At 60.7% G+C, this 16845-nt stretch carries 13 protein-coding genes; 3 read left to right on the top strand and 10 right to left on the bottom strand.

The annotated features are described in order from the left end of the window. Positions 1 to 89: 89 nt before the first annotated feature. Complete coding sequence (locus tag R3F07_18785) at positions 90 to 1001, bottom strand: phytanoyl-CoA dioxygenase family protein (GenBank protein MEZ5278436.1); 912 nt, start codon at positions 999 to 1001, stop codon at positions 90 to 92. 97 nt (positions 1002 to 1098) lie between these two features. After that, the gene (locus tag R3F07_18780; GenBank protein ID MEZ5278435.1) at positions 1099 to 1797 is read right to left on the bottom strand and encodes a hypothetical protein; all 699 of its coding nucleotides are present in this window, start codon (positions 1795 to 1797) and stop codon (positions 1099 to 1101) included. 459 nt (positions 1798 to 2256) lie between these two features. Here R3F07_18780 and R3F07_18775 point away from each other — a divergent pair, with 459 nt between their 5' ends. After that, positions 2257 to 4107 carry a glycoside hydrolase family 44 protein gene (locus tag R3F07_18775; protein ID MEZ5278434.1) on the top strand — a complete coding sequence of 617 codons (1851 nt, stop codon included), beginning with the start codon at positions 2257 to 2259 and terminating at the stop codon, positions 4105 to 4107. Positions 4108 to 4154: 47 nt separating this feature from the next. On the opposite strand, the gene R3F07_18770 is transcribed toward R3F07_18775, so the two are convergent. From R3F07_18770 to R3F07_18750, 5 genes are read right to left on the bottom strand one after another with little or no spacing between them, the layout of a single operon-like run. Next, a complete protein-coding gene (locus tag R3F07_18770; protein ID MEZ5278433.1) occupies positions 4155 to 5372 on the bottom strand; it encodes an aldo/keto reductase in 1218 nt (405 codons plus the stop codon). Between the two features lie 13 nt (positions 5373 to 5385). After that, positions 5386 to 5589, bottom strand: coding sequence for a hypothetical protein (locus tag R3F07_18765; protein MEZ5278432.1), 204 nt, complete (start codon positions 5587 to 5589; stop codon positions 5386 to 5388). Further along, complete coding sequence (locus R3F07_18760; protein MEZ5278431.1) at positions 5586 to 7316, bottom strand: 4Fe-4S dicluster domain-containing protein; 1731 nt, start codon at positions 7314 to 7316, stop codon at positions 5586 to 5588. The genes R3F07_18765 and R3F07_18760 overlap by 4 nt, the downstream gene beginning before the upstream one ends. Next, entirely contained in the window at positions 7313 to 8320 is a 1008-nt protein-coding gene (locus tag R3F07_18755; protein MEZ5278430.1) for a DUF362 domain-containing protein, read from the bottom strand. Before R3F07_18755 ends, R3F07_18760 begins: the two co-directional genes overlap by 4 nt. A 17-nt stretch (positions 8321 to 8337) precedes the next feature. Continuing rightward, positions 8338 to 9459 (bottom strand): DUF6599 family protein, encoded by a 1122-nt coding sequence (locus R3F07_18750; GenBank protein ID MEZ5278429.1) that lies wholly within the window; start codon positions 9457 to 9459, stop codon positions 8338 to 8340. 463 nt (positions 9460 to 9922) lie between these two features. Between R3F07_18750 and R3F07_18745 the strand changes: the two genes are divergently transcribed. Beyond that, positions 9923 to 11764 carry a sulfatase-like hydrolase/transferase gene (locus tag R3F07_18745; GenBank protein MEZ5278428.1) on the top strand — a complete coding sequence of 614 codons (1842 nt, stop codon included), beginning with the start codon at positions 9923 to 9925 and terminating at the stop codon, positions 11762 to 11764. A 165-nt stretch (positions 11765 to 11929) separates the two neighbouring features. Here R3F07_18745 and R3F07_18740 read toward each other — a convergent pair whose 3' ends face one another. From R3F07_18740 to R3F07_18730, 3 genes are all read right to left on the bottom strand, one after another. After that, entirely contained in the window at positions 11930 to 13135 is a 1206-nt protein-coding gene (locus R3F07_18740) for an IS481 family transposase (GenBank protein MEZ5278427.1), read from the bottom strand. 122 nt (positions 13136 to 13257) lie between these two features. Further along, positions 13258 to 14793 carry an exo-alpha-sialidase gene (locus tag R3F07_18735; GenBank protein MEZ5278426.1) on the bottom strand — a complete coding sequence of 512 codons (1536 nt, stop codon included), beginning with the start codon at positions 14791 to 14793 and terminating at the stop codon, positions 13258 to 13260. Between the two features lie 13 nt (positions 14794 to 14806). Then, positions 14807 to 15745, bottom strand: coding sequence for a formylglycine-generating enzyme family protein (locus R3F07_18730; GenBank protein ID MEZ5278425.1), 939 nt, complete (start codon positions 15743 to 15745; stop codon positions 14807 to 14809). A gap of 417 nt (positions 15746 to 16162) precedes the next feature. Here R3F07_18730 and R3F07_18725 point away from each other — a divergent pair, with 417 nt between their 5' ends. After that, the gene (locus R3F07_18725) at positions 16163 to 16771 is read left to right on the top strand and encodes a DUF1684 domain-containing protein (protein ID MEZ5278424.1); all 609 of its coding nucleotides are present in this window, start codon (positions 16163 to 16165) and stop codon (positions 16769 to 16771) included. Positions 16772 to 16845 lie beyond the last annotated feature (74 nt).

Raw genomic sequence — 16845 nt, 5'->3', positions numbered from 1 at the left:
CATCGTTCAATGTTGGCATCATAGGGATCCCTTTCTCGGAAGGGGACGGTTCGAGAGGAAGTATGATGTCAGGTCCGTGGGTCACCGACCTACTTCACCGTCTCGAGTTTCGAATAATCGCATCCGATGAAGATGCCATCGGGCCCCGTGAATTTCTTCATGTATTCCTCCCGCGGCACCACCTGGGTGGCGGCACTGCGGTAGTGGAATTGCAGGGCACGGCGGCGCAGGGTCGAGCGATTGGCAGGCGTCTCATGCGGCAGGAGGCCGTCGAAAATCATCAGGCCACCCGGCGGCAACTCGATCGGAACCGCTTCGCCGGGATCCACCTTCTCCGTCGTGATCTCACAGTCGACCTTGGACCAGTAATGTTCCCGCGGCCCGGTGCGATGTCCTCCCGGGATGACGTGCATGCAACCGTTTTCGACCGTCGCCCGATCCAGGGCGATCCAGACGCCCGCCACGCCGTCAAAGCGATTGACCGCGAAGTAGGCAAGGTCCTGATGCCAGGGCTTTTCGGCCCCGATCCCAGCGGGTTTGCACAGGGCCATGCTGGAATACGGCGCATAATCCTCACCGAGCACCGCCCCCAGCAGGGCCCGGAGTCTGGGGTGTTGATTGGCAATATAATCGTAAATGGGCAGTTCGTTGGTGTAGGACTGGAACTTGCGGATATTGTCGGCCAGTTCGTCAAGCCGGTCCGGTTTCGGCTCGTAGTCACCCTCCACCTGAAAATGAAAATCCGAGGTGCGGGACTTGAAGAGCGTACCCCGTCCGTTCTTCATTTTGTTACCGTGAGCCCCGCCGACATGTTCGGTCAGTTCCTCGTTGAAAGCATACTTGCGAACCAACTCGTTGATGCCATTTGATGCCGCCTGGATCTCCTCAGGGGACAGGACACTCAGGAATGCCAGGTAACCGTCCTCACGGTAGCGGGCGACCATGTCGGCATCCGGACGGTTCGGCAGGGTGGGGTAGATATTGGGGGTATGGGTGCTCATGACAGAAATCGGCTGGATTCTGGGACGGCGGTGGCTCAAGGCAAGGCTGTCGACCAGTTTCTTGGATCAGCCGCAAAAGCCTGTCCCGATGCCGTTCTCAACTGATCAGCAACAACCGCGGCGGCCCTCCGGCAATGGTCGCGGGGGCACGATGAATGCAGGGAGGGACCGGACTGCCGGGCCAGGCACAGGCGATGCGCCAGAGGTGGCCGATCCCGAACGAATAGGGCCGGGCTCCGGGAAGCGGAACGTAGTGCAGATCATGGAAATTCTCGTTCAGGTAAACGAGGAAATCTTCGTCGTCCTTCCCGCCATACAGGTCGAGCAACCGGGCCCGTGCTGCCGGGATATCCACGCGCCGGATCGCCTCCTCATTGCGCAAGCCTTCGGTCGGCGGTCCGAAATAGGTGCAGAGAAAGGTGTCGGCCGCCGCGGTCGCGCTATCGACGTGAAAGGACTGGACATGGGTTGGGAAGGGATCGGCTTCTGTTTCGTGTGGGTAGCCGTTGATGCAGTCGATCTGCGGCGCGAGGTCGTGTTCGCGCAACCGTTTCAGATCGCGCAGCAGGACATCCCGGGCAACCCGGCCCGCCTGGCTCAGATCCAATGCCAGGAGTCGCGCATCATCGATGGTGGTAATCCCTTCGCCCACTTCCAGCTTCGCCACGATTTCTCCGAAATCACCGGGCAGCGCCCGCGGCCAGCAAAGCGCATTCACCCGGTCCCGAAACGGTGTCGCAACGAGCTCGTTCAAATCGTGAACCATCCGGATAGGATCGCTTTCCAAATCAGCCATCAATGAAGTCATCGCAATTGAGAGGGCAGGGAGACCTGCCCGCGATCTTATTCAGGAACCGCCAAGCGCTTCTCTCTCGTCTTCCGGGTGCGGCCTTCCTCCATCGCCCTCACTTCAATCAACGCTCCCCAGCTGGGGAGCCTGCACGCGGCCTGCCCTGAGCCTGCCGAACCGTCAAAGGGCCTGTTTGCAGTGAGCTCGTCGAACTGCCCGAGGTGACCTTTCCGAACCGGTGTAATCGCGAAAGTTGTCAGTGCTTCGACGGCGCACCCAGCGGTCACGCCCTGCTCTCGGGTCGATCGGGTAGGGACGGACCGCCGGGCCGTCCATCAAAGCCCAAGTCCTTATCCACCGCACTCGCCTTGCCCAGACCCGCGCCAAAGTCCGGGTGATCCACGAATGGAACGGATCGAGTTGCTGGACAGTGATCGTTCGCATCTGATACCCTGTTCATCACTGATGACTCACAAAAGAATCCTGTTTCTGAGTTTCCTTTTTCTGGCGGCACTGCAGGCCCGGGCGGAGGTCTTGTTCTACGTCAACCTGTCAGGTCCCCAGACCCCGATCAGTCCGCTGGTCTACGGCCTGAATGACTGGTCACGCAACGCCACCTCGGAGTCGACCGGCTTCACCCTCGAGCGGATGGGAGGAAATCGGATGACAGGCTACAATTGGGAGAACAACTTTTCCAATGCCGGAAGTGACTATATCCATCACAGCGACAACCTCCTGGTCAATGACCGGAGCGCGGTTGATCAGGCCAGACCCGGTGAGGCCGTCATGCTGAGCGTCAATCACGCTCGGGGGGGGAATCGGCCCAGTCTCATCACGCTCCAACTGGCCGGCTATGTGGCGGCGGATGGAGCCGGAACGGTCAGCGAGGCCCAGACAGCTCCAGGCGACCGGTGGAAATCGGTGCGCATCACCAAAGGCGGTCCCTTGATGCTTCAACCGGACCTGGCCGACGATTTCGTTTACCTGGATGAGGAGGTGAATTTCCTGGTGCACACCTACGGTACGGCATCCGAAGGCGGCGTCTTCGCCTACAGTCTGGACAACGAACCCGCCCTCTGGCCGCACACGCATCCACGGATTCACCCTCAGACGCCGACGGTGAAGGAGATCGTCGACATCGGCGCGGATTGTGCGGCCATGGTGAAGGAACTTGATCCGGACGCCCTGATCTTCGGTCCGGCGCTCTATGGTTGGGGGGCTTTCGAAGATTTTCAGTCCGCTCCGGACTGGTCCACATTCAGCGATACCTACGACTGGTTCATCAGTGCCTACCTTGGTGAAATGAACCAGCGATCGGTCGCCGCCGGCCGCCGGCTTCTCGACGTCCTCGATATCCACTATTACCCGGAAGCCTCCGTGGTGAGCGGAACCGACGGGAGTGGAGGCGACGTCTACACTCGCGTGACCGATCATCAGAGCGATTTTGAGCCGCTGACTCAGGCGCGACTGCAGGCTCCGCGCTCACTCTGGGATCCCGGTTACACCGAGGAAAGCTGGATTACTCAATGGCGGACACAGGGACCCATTCAGTTGCTTCCTCGGGTGTTTGGTTCGATCAACACCCATTATCCCGATACGGGGCTCAGCATTTCGGAATACGATTTCGGCGGCAGGCAGAACTACAGCGGTGGTCTGGCCCAGGCCGACGTTCTTGGCATTTTCGGCAGCTACGGCGTTTTTGCGGCCTGTTATTGGGGCGAAGTCGATGGCTTCATCATCCCGGCTTTCCAACTCTTCCGCGACTACGACGGGAATGGAGGCACTTTCGGTGACATCAGCGTGCCGGCTGTCGGTCCGGACGCCGCGGCCTACTCCATCTACGCTTCAATCGATCGCACCAGTCAGACCGTTCACCTTGTTCTGATCAACAAGACCCAACAGGCCGAGAAAGCCGTCATCGATTTCGACGATGAGACCCTGCTTTTCGCGGGGATGCGGGCCTATGGCTTCAGTGAGGCCACCGGGCCCGAAATGACGGCGTTCAATATATCGGAAGAATCGCTGGGCGGACGTTTCACCGTGGACCTGCCGGCGCGATCGGCCGTTCACTATGTTCTTGAACCCCCTGCCTTCAAGCCGGGTCACGTCGAAATGAAAGTCAACGGGAGCCGGGATGGAGTGGACTTCGTCTTTCGCCCGGACTGCGGCAGTGGCTACCTGCTCGAAAAGAGCCAGAATCTGGTCGTTTGGGATGACTTGGCATTCATCATCGCCGGCGATGGCCAGGTCCACCTGATCCGTGAGTTCGCCTCCCGGACCAGCCGGCAATTCTGGCGTCTGAGCCCGAACGACTGAGAGTCTGTCCTCGAAGTGCCGAAGCGTAGCGCAGATGGCGCTTCAGGTCACACGAAGTAGAACTGAGAACGTCGGGCGATCTCGGGGTAGTCCACCCCATAGCGGCAATCGTCGCGGATCCGGGCAAGATCGACGCCATCGAGTGTACGCTCGTTCTCTCCCAGGTTGCGGTAGAAACCCCGCGCTTCGAGATTCCCGTCCGACTCGTAGTAGTTCACATAACGCGAGATGTCCTGGAACGCATAATGAGTCTTCCGGGCCCAGGCTTCGCAGCTGGGACAACCGGGACACATGGGGGCAGTGGTGAGCGAGGCGATCTGCCCGAGGGCCTTGATCGACCCGGGTGAGACCGGATCCTTGAAGACCCGCGCCGCCATCGTGTTCTGCTCCATCTGCTGGACGTTCTCAATCGACGAGCAGATCGAGGCGATCCGCGGATCACTCCATACCGTCTGGAGCACAATCTGGTGGGTGGTCAGCCCGGTCTCCTCCAGACCCGGATGGCTGACCGGCGCCTTCTTGAAGGCCTGCATCTCCTTCATCGCCACCAGGCCGATCCCGGCTTCATGGCAGGCGTCGAGGGCCCGGTCGAGGGGCTCTCCCTTGGTCAGGAGGGGATCATACTTGAGCATGATGGCGTCGATGAACCCGCCTTCCGCCGCGGCGTTCAGATAATCGACCAGGAGTTTGTCGTGGCAGGAGAAACCGCAGTACTTGACCTTTCCCGAAGCCTTGAGCTGATCAAAGACTTTCCTCAGCCGGTCGCTCTTCGGCCATTGGAGCGACTCCTCTCCGTATTCCCGGGGGCTGATGCCGTGGATGAAGAAAAGGTCCACGTAGTCGATGCCGAGGTTCTCGAGACGGCGATCGATCATGGTGAGCAGCTCTTCCGGTCCCTTATGCGGGTGATCCTTGGTCACGATAAAGACATCCTTGCGCCGCTCGGGATAGCGCCGGACCCAGGCGCCCACGTTCTGTTCGGATTTTCCCTTGATGTAGCAGTCTGCGGTATCGAAATAACGGATACCCATGTTCCAGGCCAGGTCGAGATACTGGGGGTTGTGGGCGCTCATCATGCCGCCGATGTTGAGCATGGTGACCTCGGGGCCCTTGGCGCCGAGCCGGCGCATCGGCAGGGCGGCCGGGCTGTCCGGTGCCTTGCCTCCGGCTCCGGACACGGTTGCGGGCAGGGCGGCCACCGCGGCGGGCAGGACGACGGCGGACTTCAGGAAATCACGACGGGAAGTGTGGCGTGGGCTTGTCATGGGTTGTCGGGTTTCAGGTTTTGGGTTTTCTTTCGAGCGTCTGGATGCGCTTGCCGAGACGGGTCAGGACTTTGAGTAGAGGCGCGGGCAGCGGGGCGCAGGTTTCGCAGTGGAAGCGGGTGGCCCGGCTGCCTTTCTCGGGATAGACATAGACGGTGCCGCAGACCTGGCAGGTCTTGTCGCGGGTCGCCGGTTGAACTTTCAGTTCCTTCTTCATCGATCACGGGTGCCGAGATTGAGCAGGTTGGACGGATCGCCCCCGTCCATGAGCAAACGCCGCTCCGGCGAACGTGTCTCGCCGATGGCGGTCACGCGGATCGCGGCATAGTCCTTGACCGGGCATTCGTGTTCGCAGATTCCGCAGCCGATGCAGAGCGCAGGGTCCACATAGGGTCGGCGCAGGGTGATGTTGCCGCCGTCGCGCCTGCGAATGGTCACCTCGCGCGAATAGATCGCCTTGGGCGAAGTCGGGCAGACCTCCTCGCAGACCACACAGGGGGTTTCCATCGACCATGGCAGGCAGCGGCCATGATCGTAAAAGGCGGTGCCCAGCTTGACCGGACCCTGCTCCTCGAAATCTCCCCGGCCGGTCTTTTCCTCGATCGATATCCGCTGGATGGCCCCGGTCGGGCAGACCTGGCCGCAGAGGGTGCAGTTGAGTTCGCAATAGCCGATCTTCATGTTGAGGATCGGCGTCCAGATGCCTTCGAGGCCCGCCTCGAGCAGGGTCGGCTGCAGCACATTGGTCGGACAGGCCCGGATGCATTGGTCGCACTTGATGCAGCGTTCCAGGAAGCCGTCCTCCTCGACCGAACCCGGCGGCCGGATGACCATCTTATTGAAGTTGGAGTCGCTGGCACCGGAGGCCCGGGCGACCGCGTAGCCGGCGACACCCAGCACGGAGGCGAGTGCCGCGCGGCGGCCGGGCAGGGGAACTCCGGTGACTTCATGATCCCGGTTCGGCATGAAGCTGAAGGAAATCGCATCGACCGGGCAGTCATCGATGCAGTTGAAGCAGACAAAGCACTCGCTCTTCCGCAGTTGGGTATGCGGATCGCTGGCGCCCTGGCAGTTCTTCAGGCAGGCGTCGCAATCGATGCAGCGGTTCGGATCACGCTCGATCCGCCACATGGAGAAGCGCGAAAGGTAACCCAGGAAAGCACCCAGTGGGCAGACGGCACGGCAGAAGAACCGCGGGATGATCACGTTCATCCCGACAAAGAAAAGGAGGATCAGCCCGATCAGCCACGCACCCGCGTGGTAAAACTGCTTCACGTAAAAGGTGTCGGGAAGCAGCAGATTGATGCCCGGCAGGATGGCCGTGGTCATGGACCGATGAAAGAGGCAGATGGGGTCAAGCAGTCCGATCTGAAGGCTGCCGAACAGGGCCGCCACGACCATGGCCAGCAGGATGAGGTATTTCAGCTGCTGCAGGTTGCGGAAGCGGTTCGAGTCGATGCTCCGCTGCTCATCCCGGCTGCCGAAGAGAAAACGGGTGAACTGATGGAGAGTCCCGTAGGGGCAGATCCAGTTGCAGAAGAAACGACCCAGAAAAAGGGTGGGCAGCAGGAGAACAAGCCCGAGAATAAGCGACTTGTAGAGGGTCCAGGTGGTCAGGGAGGTGGCAAAGCCGACCAGAGGGTCGATCTCCAGGAAAAGCGAGACCGGGTAGCCCTTGAGGTAACGCAGGTCGGTGAGGATGACGAAGGCCAGGAAAAGCAGGAAAAAAAACGCCTGGGCGATGACGCGAACCCGGGTGATCCGCAGGTCGCCCATGACCGAATGGATGAACCAGCCTGCGAAGCGCCCGATCAATCCCGACCGTGGCATCGGAGCAGGTGAAGGCGTCCTGGATGCCTCGCGGATATACTGCGTCACCGGAGTCTCCGGCGCGCTTTCCTCCGGCTTCCCGCCACAGCCGCAGTTCTGGCCATCGCAACTCATGCCCGGACCTCCTTCCATGCGGTTTCCTGCCAGTTCATATTGCCCAGACCCCGTTCATGCGCCTTGAACAGGTAATCAAGGTTTGCCACGTCGCGGCCCAGTAGGTGGGTGCATCCATAGCTGTCGATCGCGACCATGTCCGTGCCGGCCACGACCGAACCGACCTGCTTGACGTCGGAGAGGCGGCCGCCGGTTGGGCCGTTGCTCATCAGGACCTGCATCCCGTCCAGAACGATGAGGGTGGGGCGGATCATCAGGGCGAAATCCGAGATGATGCTGTGGATATGCTGGTGGAACTGGTTGCGGCGGCCTCCGAGCAGGCCGTACCAGTTTTTCATGGACATCGACGCGTTGCAGAGGTTGTGGTCCTTGCAGGGGGCGACGCCGATGACCTTGTCGGCCGTCTCGAATGGACGGAAAAAAAGAGGCCAGTGGCGCAGGATCTCGCCTTCGAGTTGGAGATCGGAAAACGCGCTCTGTTCGGGATACATGAGCTCGAGGTCGAGCTCGTCCGCGACCGATTTGAGCCCGCTTTTGAGGAAGCAACCCGCCGGGCTGTTGATCGGGTTGTCCGCCACGATCACTTTCTTCGCCCCGGCCTCGAGCACCATCTGCGCAACGGCCCTGAGACTGTCGGGGTGGGTGGTGGCCGCCAGGGCCGGCGGTCGGTCGAAGGCGACGTTCGGCTTCAGCAGGACGACGTCACCTTTCTGGATGAATCTTTTCATGCCGCCGAGCGCATCGACCGCAGCCCGGGTCGTCTGGATCCGGTCCGTGCCGTGGGCCACCGCCATGGCTGTCTGGATCTTCTTCACCCCGGTGGAAAAGCTCGGCAGAACCACGCCGGTCTTTTCGCCGAATCCGGGAACGAAGTGGCGGCGTTCCCAGAGCAGAAACGCCGTGGCCAGCGCCCCACCGGAAAAAAGTCCCGTCTTGGCGAGGTGTTGGATGAACTGGCGCCGGTTGACGCCTTTGGGCTCGGGAGTGACTGGAGGTCGGGGCATCGTCCTTGCAGGGGTCGTCAGTAGGGATAGTCTTCGGCGTCGCCGGTTTGTTCCGGGCGGTCTTCAATCAGGCTCAGGACAAAGGCAACGGCCGCTTCCCGGTCCGTCGCATTGACCACCCCGATGATGGCATTATCCTGAGTGTGAATGACGTTCCATTGTCCGAAGACTTCCGCCGCAAAAACTTCGGCTCCATCCACCTGGACGCCCGGGTCAAGCGTCCCATAGCTGCTGTAGAAATCGCGCAAGGCGTTGAATTTGGCCTGCGCCGTTTCCGTGTCGGTCGATTTCTGCGCAAAAACCGTCAGGCCCACGTCGCCGACCCGGTAAGTGGCCTCGAAAACGGCGTTCAGGACCGCCTGCCCGTAGGCGTTGTCGTTGATGTAGGTGAGACTGCCGGGGACCTGATCTGCCCTTGGCAACAGGGCCCGGCCTTCCATGCCGGAATCGTCTTCGGGAAGTTCCGCGACAAGCCCGCGGGTAAGCTGGTCGGCCGCCTGCATGATCTCGGGATCGGTCGATGAGGCCAACACCTGGGCATAGACATTGCCCAGGCGCATGAAGCTTCCCGTTCCGCTCTTGTAGCCATCAGCCGCAAAGTCCAGGGGAGGACTTGAGGCGTCCCTTTCCGCCGAGAAGATTCCGAAGGCGTTCAGGGGCGAATCCATACGGAACAGGTAGACATCGACGAATTCGCTTTCGTTGCTCGCCAGGGTGAATGAACGACTGCGCAGTTCCTGGAAATTGTATTCGAAGTAGGCAGGGGCGCGGCCGTTGATCTTCTCATACAACGTGTCCACCGTGTAGAACTCCGTGGCACCCATCGGCACCAGGTTTTGAACCAGGACCGGGATTTCGCGATTCGAATTGCCGTTCAATCCCGCGCCGGCAACCGAAATTTCGTTGGCCCGTAGATCACCCTCGTCCCGAAGGGTGGCCGCCTTTCCTGATACCGCCGCCCGGGTGAATTCGAGCGCCTCCACATCTCCGGTGAATCGGATCGGATCGTAGTCGCGCCCTTTGAACAGAATGGCAACGGCAATGCCGATCAGCAGGAGGAGAATGATTCCTCCGATCGTTTTCTCGGTCCTCCCGATCTCAACCCGGTAGAACCCCGTCCGCTTTGCCGATGTCGGCATGGAAGAGAGCTAGCACGGAAGCCTCGTCGTGCGCAATGAAGAATCACCCCGCCCGGTCGCGGAAAGATACGCGTGAGTGCTCCCGGATTACGCGTGTCGGTACATGACGTGGAAAGGGGTCATTGCTTGACTCTTGACAGATGCGATGCCTCATCTGTCAAGAGTCAAGCAATGACCCCTTCGCGCTGTCTTCCCGGACGACAATTCATCGGCCTCGCTGCTTTTCTGCAGGGAACTCCCGGGTGGTAAGGCCAACTCTGAGGCCCATGGCCTCAACTCCGCCGCGCACCTCCGCCATCCGTGGCAGACATCCGTTGCCAATCGCCAGCCGGTGAAGTGGATTCAGGATCCACGGTTGACCCCTTGGTCTCATCATGTCGGCGTCGAAAAGCCGGATCCGGTCGGCCGGGTGGCTGACATGGTGATTGAGCCTACTGACAGAAAGGCCCAGACTCTCCCGGGCATGAACTTCATCTTGAGTCTCCGTCGTTTCCTGACCTTGTCATACTTGGGGATCCTTCTTTCCGGTATTCTGCCCGCCGGGGAACAGAAACGTCCGAACATCATGTGGATCGTCGGCGAGGATGCGGCTCCGGACATTGGCTGCTATGGCCAAACGGTCATCCAGACGCCCAACCTCGATCGGATGGCATCGCAGGGCGTGCGATTCGCCAAAGCATTCGCCACGGGTCCGGTCTGTTCTCCAAGTCGCTCGGCGCTGATCACTGGAATGTATCAGACCACCTTGGGCGCGCAGAATCACCGGAGCCAGCAGACCGTGGTCAAGGGGGGCGGGAATACCTTCTATTACGGCAGCTATGAGTTGCCGGATTCGATCCAGCTGGTCCCCGCACTCTTCCAGGAGGCCGGGTATTTCACCAGCCTGGGTGCCGGCCCCGATTGCAGCGAACTGGGAAAAACCGACTACAACTTCATCTTTGATCCGTCCGTCTACGATGGCGCCGACTGGCGACTCTGCCCGTCCGACCGTCCCTTCTTCGCCCAGATCATGTTGCAGGGGGGAAAGGAGTGGAGCCAGGTCGAGCTGAAGACGGATCCGACCAGGGTTGAACTGTCACCCGACCATCCCGACCATCCGGTCGTGCGCAAGCGTTGGGCGGCCTATCTTGATTCCTGGGTGAGGATGGATAATCAGGTTGGCCGGATTCTCGATGATCTGGAAGAGGCTGGCGTGGCGGACGATACGATTGTATTCTTTCTCACGGATCACGGCCCGGTCCATGCGCGTGGAAAACGGTTCCTCTATGATCAAGGTATCCGGATTCCGCTTCTTGTCCGGCTTGACCAGGGCCGCTCTGCCGGCAGCGTCAGGGACGACCTCGTCCTGCATATCGATGTCGCTGCGTCCTCACTTGGCCTGGCGGGGATCCCGGTGCCATCCTTCATGGACGGCCGGAACCTCTTCGGGCCCGACTATGAGCCACGAAGCAGCGTCTTCTGCGCTCGTGACCGCTGTGACGAGACCGTCGATATCATCCGATGTATCCGGACGGATCGCTTCAAGTATATCCGCAACTTCATGTCCTTCCGTTCACATATGCAGCCGAACGAGGCGATGGATCACCAGGACATCCTGATCACCATGCGCGAGATGGATCGTTCGGGTCAATTCACGGAATTGCAGGGCAGGATCTTCAACCCCGTCCGTCCGGTCGAGGAACTCTATGATCTGCAGGTGGATCCCCATGAAACAGTCAACCTGGCCGATGACGAGGAATTCGCAGGGACGCTTCAGGCGTTCCGCGGGGAGCTCTACGCCTGGATGGAGGAGTCCGGGGATCTGGGACTTATCCCGGAACCGATTCTGGAAGATCTTGGCCGGGACTACGGAAACAAGGCATTCATTCTCGGAGCCCGGGAAAATCAGGACCTGGTAAGCCAGTTGATCGACGTGATTGAGGACGGTGAGAAGGGTAGGCGGGACGAACTGTTGACCGCTCTTGAATCACCGCGGCCGTCAGTCTGTTATTGGGCCGCGACCTGGCTTGGACTTGTTGGAAACGTCGACTGCGTCGATGAACTGAAGGCAAGGGTCACAGATCCGGACCCGACCGTCCGCATTGCCGTGGCATTGGCTTTGCACCAGTTGGGTGAAGCTGTTGACGCGGCGGAGTTGCTGGCGGAGGAGATCCGCAACTACAATCTCCTGGTGGGACTCTATGCCATTCGAGCGCTGGAGTCGATGGGCGAGGCCGCGCAACCGGCCCACAGTGCAATCATTGAGGCGAGAAGCCACCCGTACGAATACGTTCGCCGAATCGCCAACCGGCTGTCGATGGATTGATCCCGAGGATCCGGAAATAGGGGTCACATGATAAGGGGTCATTGCTTGACTCTTGACAGATGCGACAGCACATCTGTCAAGAGTCAAGCAATGACCCCTTCGCGCTGTCACCTTTCACGAGGTGTACGACACGGACATCGGTAACACATCGTCCAAGGACATAGGTTACACTTTCCTTGTTGTTCTCTTCTTGGATTTGGGGGGAGTCGAGGGTTTTCGATGGGGCGGAGTAATGTAGGCCGCAGGCCGGAATGGATCCGCCCCATCGTTGAGGGTGAGGTTGCCCAGATGAAGGTTCGCGTAGTGCAGTTGTATCACTTCTTCTTCGTTGATAAACAACCCGACGCGGCAGCCGGCAAAGATATCGCCCAGGTAATAGGCGTGCCCTTCATGGCTGATATGGCCGGAGTCGCTGACCGTCTTCACGACGTAGTCGTGCGGATAGGTGATTTTGACCTTTTCACCCAGGCGTCGGGCGCTGGGGCGGTAGACATCGGCGGGTGTGAGCATGTCCAGTGCCTCGTGTGGACGGATATGGTTGTATTCGTATCGCCAGCGCTGGAAGCGTTTCTGTTGGGCGCTCAGATTGGCCGAAGGCGGACGAGTTGCCTCGGCCTTCAGATCGCGATGCATGCGCTCGTGCGAGCCGTTTTCCTGAGGGCTGGACGGGGTGAGGAACTCCACCTCGATGCCGTGTTCAATCCACCACACGCTCAAACGCGAGAGCCCTCCCCAAGCCACCGAGGCGAACGGCGCGCCATTGTCCACCCGGATGATATCGGGCAGACCGTGGTAGCGCTGCATTTGGGCGAAGACGCGCCGGGTGCGGGCATACTGCTGGTTGGGACAGGCATGGCAGGCGATCACGTAGCGGCTGAACCGATCGCACACGGTAAGCGGATCACACCGCTGCCGGTCACCGCACAGGAACCATCCCTTGAAGTCCACCGTCCACACCTCATTGGGCCGGGTCGGCTCGGTAAGATGCTCGCAGGCGACCCGGTAAAGCCCGGGCGCACGGCCGCGCGGTTGGCTCAACCCATGCCGCTTGAGGATCAACCCAATCGTGCTGCGCGCCGGCGGTTGTTCGATGCCGTGATCGCGTTGCAGGATCACCCACAGCTTCTTCGGACCCCAGCTCGGATGCCCTCGCCTCTCCTTCACAATCAACGCCTCCACCGCCGCGTCGGTCGAGGCAGGCGAACTCTTCGGACGCCGACTGCGCTCCTGCAGCCCAGTCGCACCCGACTCGGCGTAACGCGCCAGATACTTGTGCCCGGTCTTGCGACTGATGCCATGGTCCCGGCACAACTCGCTCAGCGTAAAGCGACCCGTCCGAGCCAGGGTCACAAACTTCAGTTTCTCGTCCATCGGTTCTACTTCTTTCCAGGGCATAACGCCCTTTTCGGAGTGTTACCGATGTCTTTGGACTATCTGTTACCGATCTCTCCGGTTCATACCAGGAAACTGAAGGCTCCCCGCTCGCAACCTGACTATCGCTGCACCGCGCCGTCCTTGAAGAGGGTTTCGGAGACGAGATTGCCGTCGCGGTCCCACTCACGGGCGGGACCGTCGGCGCGCATGCCGCGCCAACTGGACTCGCGGTGCCTCGCGCCGCTGGACCAATACTGCGTCCATACGGTGATGCCGTTTGAGCGGTGATCGCGCTGCCAGACCACGTTGCCTTGTTCGTTCCAATGCGTTTCAGGGCCGCTCTTGCGGCCGTCGGTCCAGGTAACCTCGTATTCCTTGCTTCCCGAGGGATACCAATGCGTCTCGGTACCGTGCAGAAGCATTCGCCCGGACCTGTCGCGGCGGACGCTCCAAAGGGCCTTCATCGCGCCATCCGGGTGGTAGTCCCGTGAGGTTTGCACGGCGGCGTCCGGCGGGATCGCCGCAGTTGCGTCTGAGGCTCCGGCCGTCGGATCCAGGATCCACGCCTCGTTCATTTCATAGTGCTGCGGTGGCTGTGTGGCGCTGCCCAGCAGGTGAATGATTCCGTTCGGAGCCTGCGCGGCGATACTGTAGCCGATCGTACCGTCCTTGAGTGGACTCGACCGGGCGCCGGGCATGTCGCGGAAGAGCCAGCGATCGTGCGGCGGGAGGTCGGGCAGGTCTTTGATGGTCCAGGTCTCGCCTTCATCGTCGGAGAGGGCGACGTAGGCACCGGTGCGATTGATGCCGGGTGGTTGTTCGCCCGCGGCGTTGAGCCAATCCGCCGCAAAGAACAGCCGGCCGCTGGCCAGGCGGATGATCGAGGGCTTCTGCTGGCTGGGTCCCTGCCAGGGAAAACCCGTCTTGCTCACTTTCCACGTGCGGCCTCCGTCGTGCGAGACGGACTGCGGCATGTAGCCGTCGATGTTGGTCGCCTTCCCACCCATGCCGAGGATCGTGCCATCCTTCAGGTTGACGAACACCGTGTGGCGACCGCCCGTGCGTCCGCCGGTGTCGCGCCAGGTGACGCCTTCGTCACGGCTGGCCCAGAGAAACGAGCTTCCGCCAGAGCCGTCGGTCGGCAGGTAGAGCGTGCCGTCGACGCCCCGAAGAAAATTGCTGATCGGTTGTGGGTAGTAGTCGCCGCGCGGCCCGATGACGACAGGCAGGTGCATGGGGCTCCACGTCGCGCCGTTGTCGTCTGACAACTGCCAGCGGAACACGATCCCGTCGAGTCCGCCGCCACCGGAAGCAAAGAGGATCCGCGTGCCGTCGAGCGTCAGCACCGGGCCGATGTCCTTCGCGCCCGGAATGTCGGAGAACGGCCCCGGCAGATCCCACTGATCGGCGCCGAAGCGCAGGCGCGTGCCGATGATGGAAACGTCGGTCAGGTCCTCAAATTCGGGAGCCGATGCGGAGAACCATGTCGCGAGCAGATCGCCGTTGGGCAGCGTGACGAGAGCGGGATTGTGATTCTTGCCGTGCACGGTATGATGCAGCCCTGCGGCGGCGATCTCCGGGTTCACGGTGTTGGCGGGCGGGATCGGCAGCGCATCCCGATTGCGATACCAAGGTTTGAGAGGATCAGGCCCCACTGAAACCCACGGGTTATCCTGTCGCACAAACTGCAAGGGTGACTTCGGTTCCACCGCGCGCGGCGGTGTCGAGGGAAGAGGTGCCGCCCACGATCCTGAAGCCGATATTGTGGCGGCCGCGCCAACCCTGGGTGCCCGCACGGCTCGCCGACCGTCGGTAGAACGGCATCCGACCGTCGTTTCTATACTTCGATGAACCGCCGTGAAAGGGCATGTTCAACCCGCCGCCGCGCACCACGCGCACAACTCCCGCAGCGGGTCCGACCGGGTCGGTCTGGTGGGAGTCCGGATAGTCGCCATACCAGTCGAGGACCCACTCCATCGCGTCGGTGTGCATGTTCTTTACTCCCCAGGCGTTGGGTTCACCGCTTTCCGGGGGGAGGGATCCCGCCGAGAAATGGTCCGTCGAGCCGGCGCGCGCGACGTATTCCCACTCGGCCTCGGTCGGCAACCGGAAGAACAGGTTCTTCGCCGCGCCGGGTTCCGGGGCCGGGGCCGGAATGAGCTCATTGACCTCGTCTTGATAGGCCCCGTCTTCCTTCCGGTTCATCCATTGCGTGAAACCGACCGCGTCTTCCCAGCTGATCCCGGTTGCGAACGGATGAAAGAGTCCCGTGTCCTCGTGATCCTCCTGATACTTGGTGATCTGGCTTGCGAGCACCTCGGTCTCGGAGATGTAGAAGTCGTAGGTGAGGGAGACCCGGTGTGTCGGCCGCTCGTCCTCGCCGCCGTGTGTGAATACCCTCCCTTGCTGGCCAAGTGCGTTGGCGTCGGTGGCAAGCTCATTGCCCATGGTGAAGGTGCCGGCATGGATGAGGATCATCTTGACCCCATTGTTGGTGACAAAGCTCTCCGGGAGCCCGGCGTCCTGTGATTGTGCCTGGAGTGTGGCGACCGCACAGAGCGCGGTGATGAACGGTAGGTTTCGGGAAAGGGCTCGGTATAGGCTCATGGTGTCGTATTCAGTCTCCCTGTGATTCACCCGGCCCCGTTCGCGGTGGAACAGCGCGCTTGGCTGGAGCCCAGGCTTTGAGTTGGTTGGAGTCTGGCAAAAGGGGTGGAGCGAAGCCAAGGTATCACAGCTTGATGTTCAATTCCGAATGGATCACGCCGCGAGAGGGAGGGCGGAAGACAACAGGGGGGGCAACCGGGCTGACGCTGTCCTCGGCCAGAAATCAGTCTTTGAAAAAGCCCAGAGGGACCTGGCCGGGATCGGGAACTGAGGACTGGGAGGGGAAATAAGGGGTCATTGCTTGACTCTTGACAGATGAGCTCTCGCATCTGTCAAGAGTCAAGCAATGACCCCCTCGTGGGTGGCACTGGGCGGATGTCTGTTGACGGACGGCGACGGGCAGCAATGCTCGGTTTCATGCCAAAGCAGTCGTGGATCTGGGCCGTGGCCTTTTTCATGAGTTCGGGGATTGTGGGGTGCCTGGAGGGCGCCTTTTCAGTTGATGCAACCATCACGGCAAGGGCTGAAAAGGATACCCACATGCGGGATGATCCGACATCTCCGTTCAACTATGAAAAGCACCCGGTCGCGTTCTCGCCGCTGAGGTATTATGAGCCGAAGGCCGACTGGGTCTTTGAGAGCCGGCTCGAGGTTTACGCCGAGCCGGAAGCCGTCACGATCTACGACACCAAGGGTCGTGAGAGGAAAGGACACCTCTTCGGACATCTCAGCTTCGTCAAAGACGGCCTCATGCACAAGGTGCACGTCTATCGAATGGAGTCGAGGGATGGGTATCATTATTCGATCTGGTTCACCGACCAGACCACGGGCAAATCGACCTACGAAGTGGGCCGTTACCTCGACTTCGAATTGTCGGAAGATACGGACCATGTCTATACTCTGGATTTCAACATGGCCTACAATCCCTGGTGCGCCTATTCACCGGCCTATGGCTGCGCCATTCCGCGCAAAGTAGACTTCCTCAACCTGGCCATCGAAGCAGGGGAGAAGAAGTGGCACGATTGAGGCAGTTTCTCACCGGTTGATTCTCGTTGAGCGACATTGGACCACAGGAATCCCGGGTTGATTCGACCAAGACG

Source organism: Opitutaceae bacterium (assembly GCA_041395105.1).
In the GTDB taxonomy this organism is placed as follows: Bacteria; Verrucomicrobiota; Verrucomicrobiia; order Opitutales; family Opitutaceae; genus B12-G4.
The sequence above is the reverse complement of the archived record's forward strand: the minus strand, read 5'-3'. Positions and strand labels throughout refer to the sequence as shown.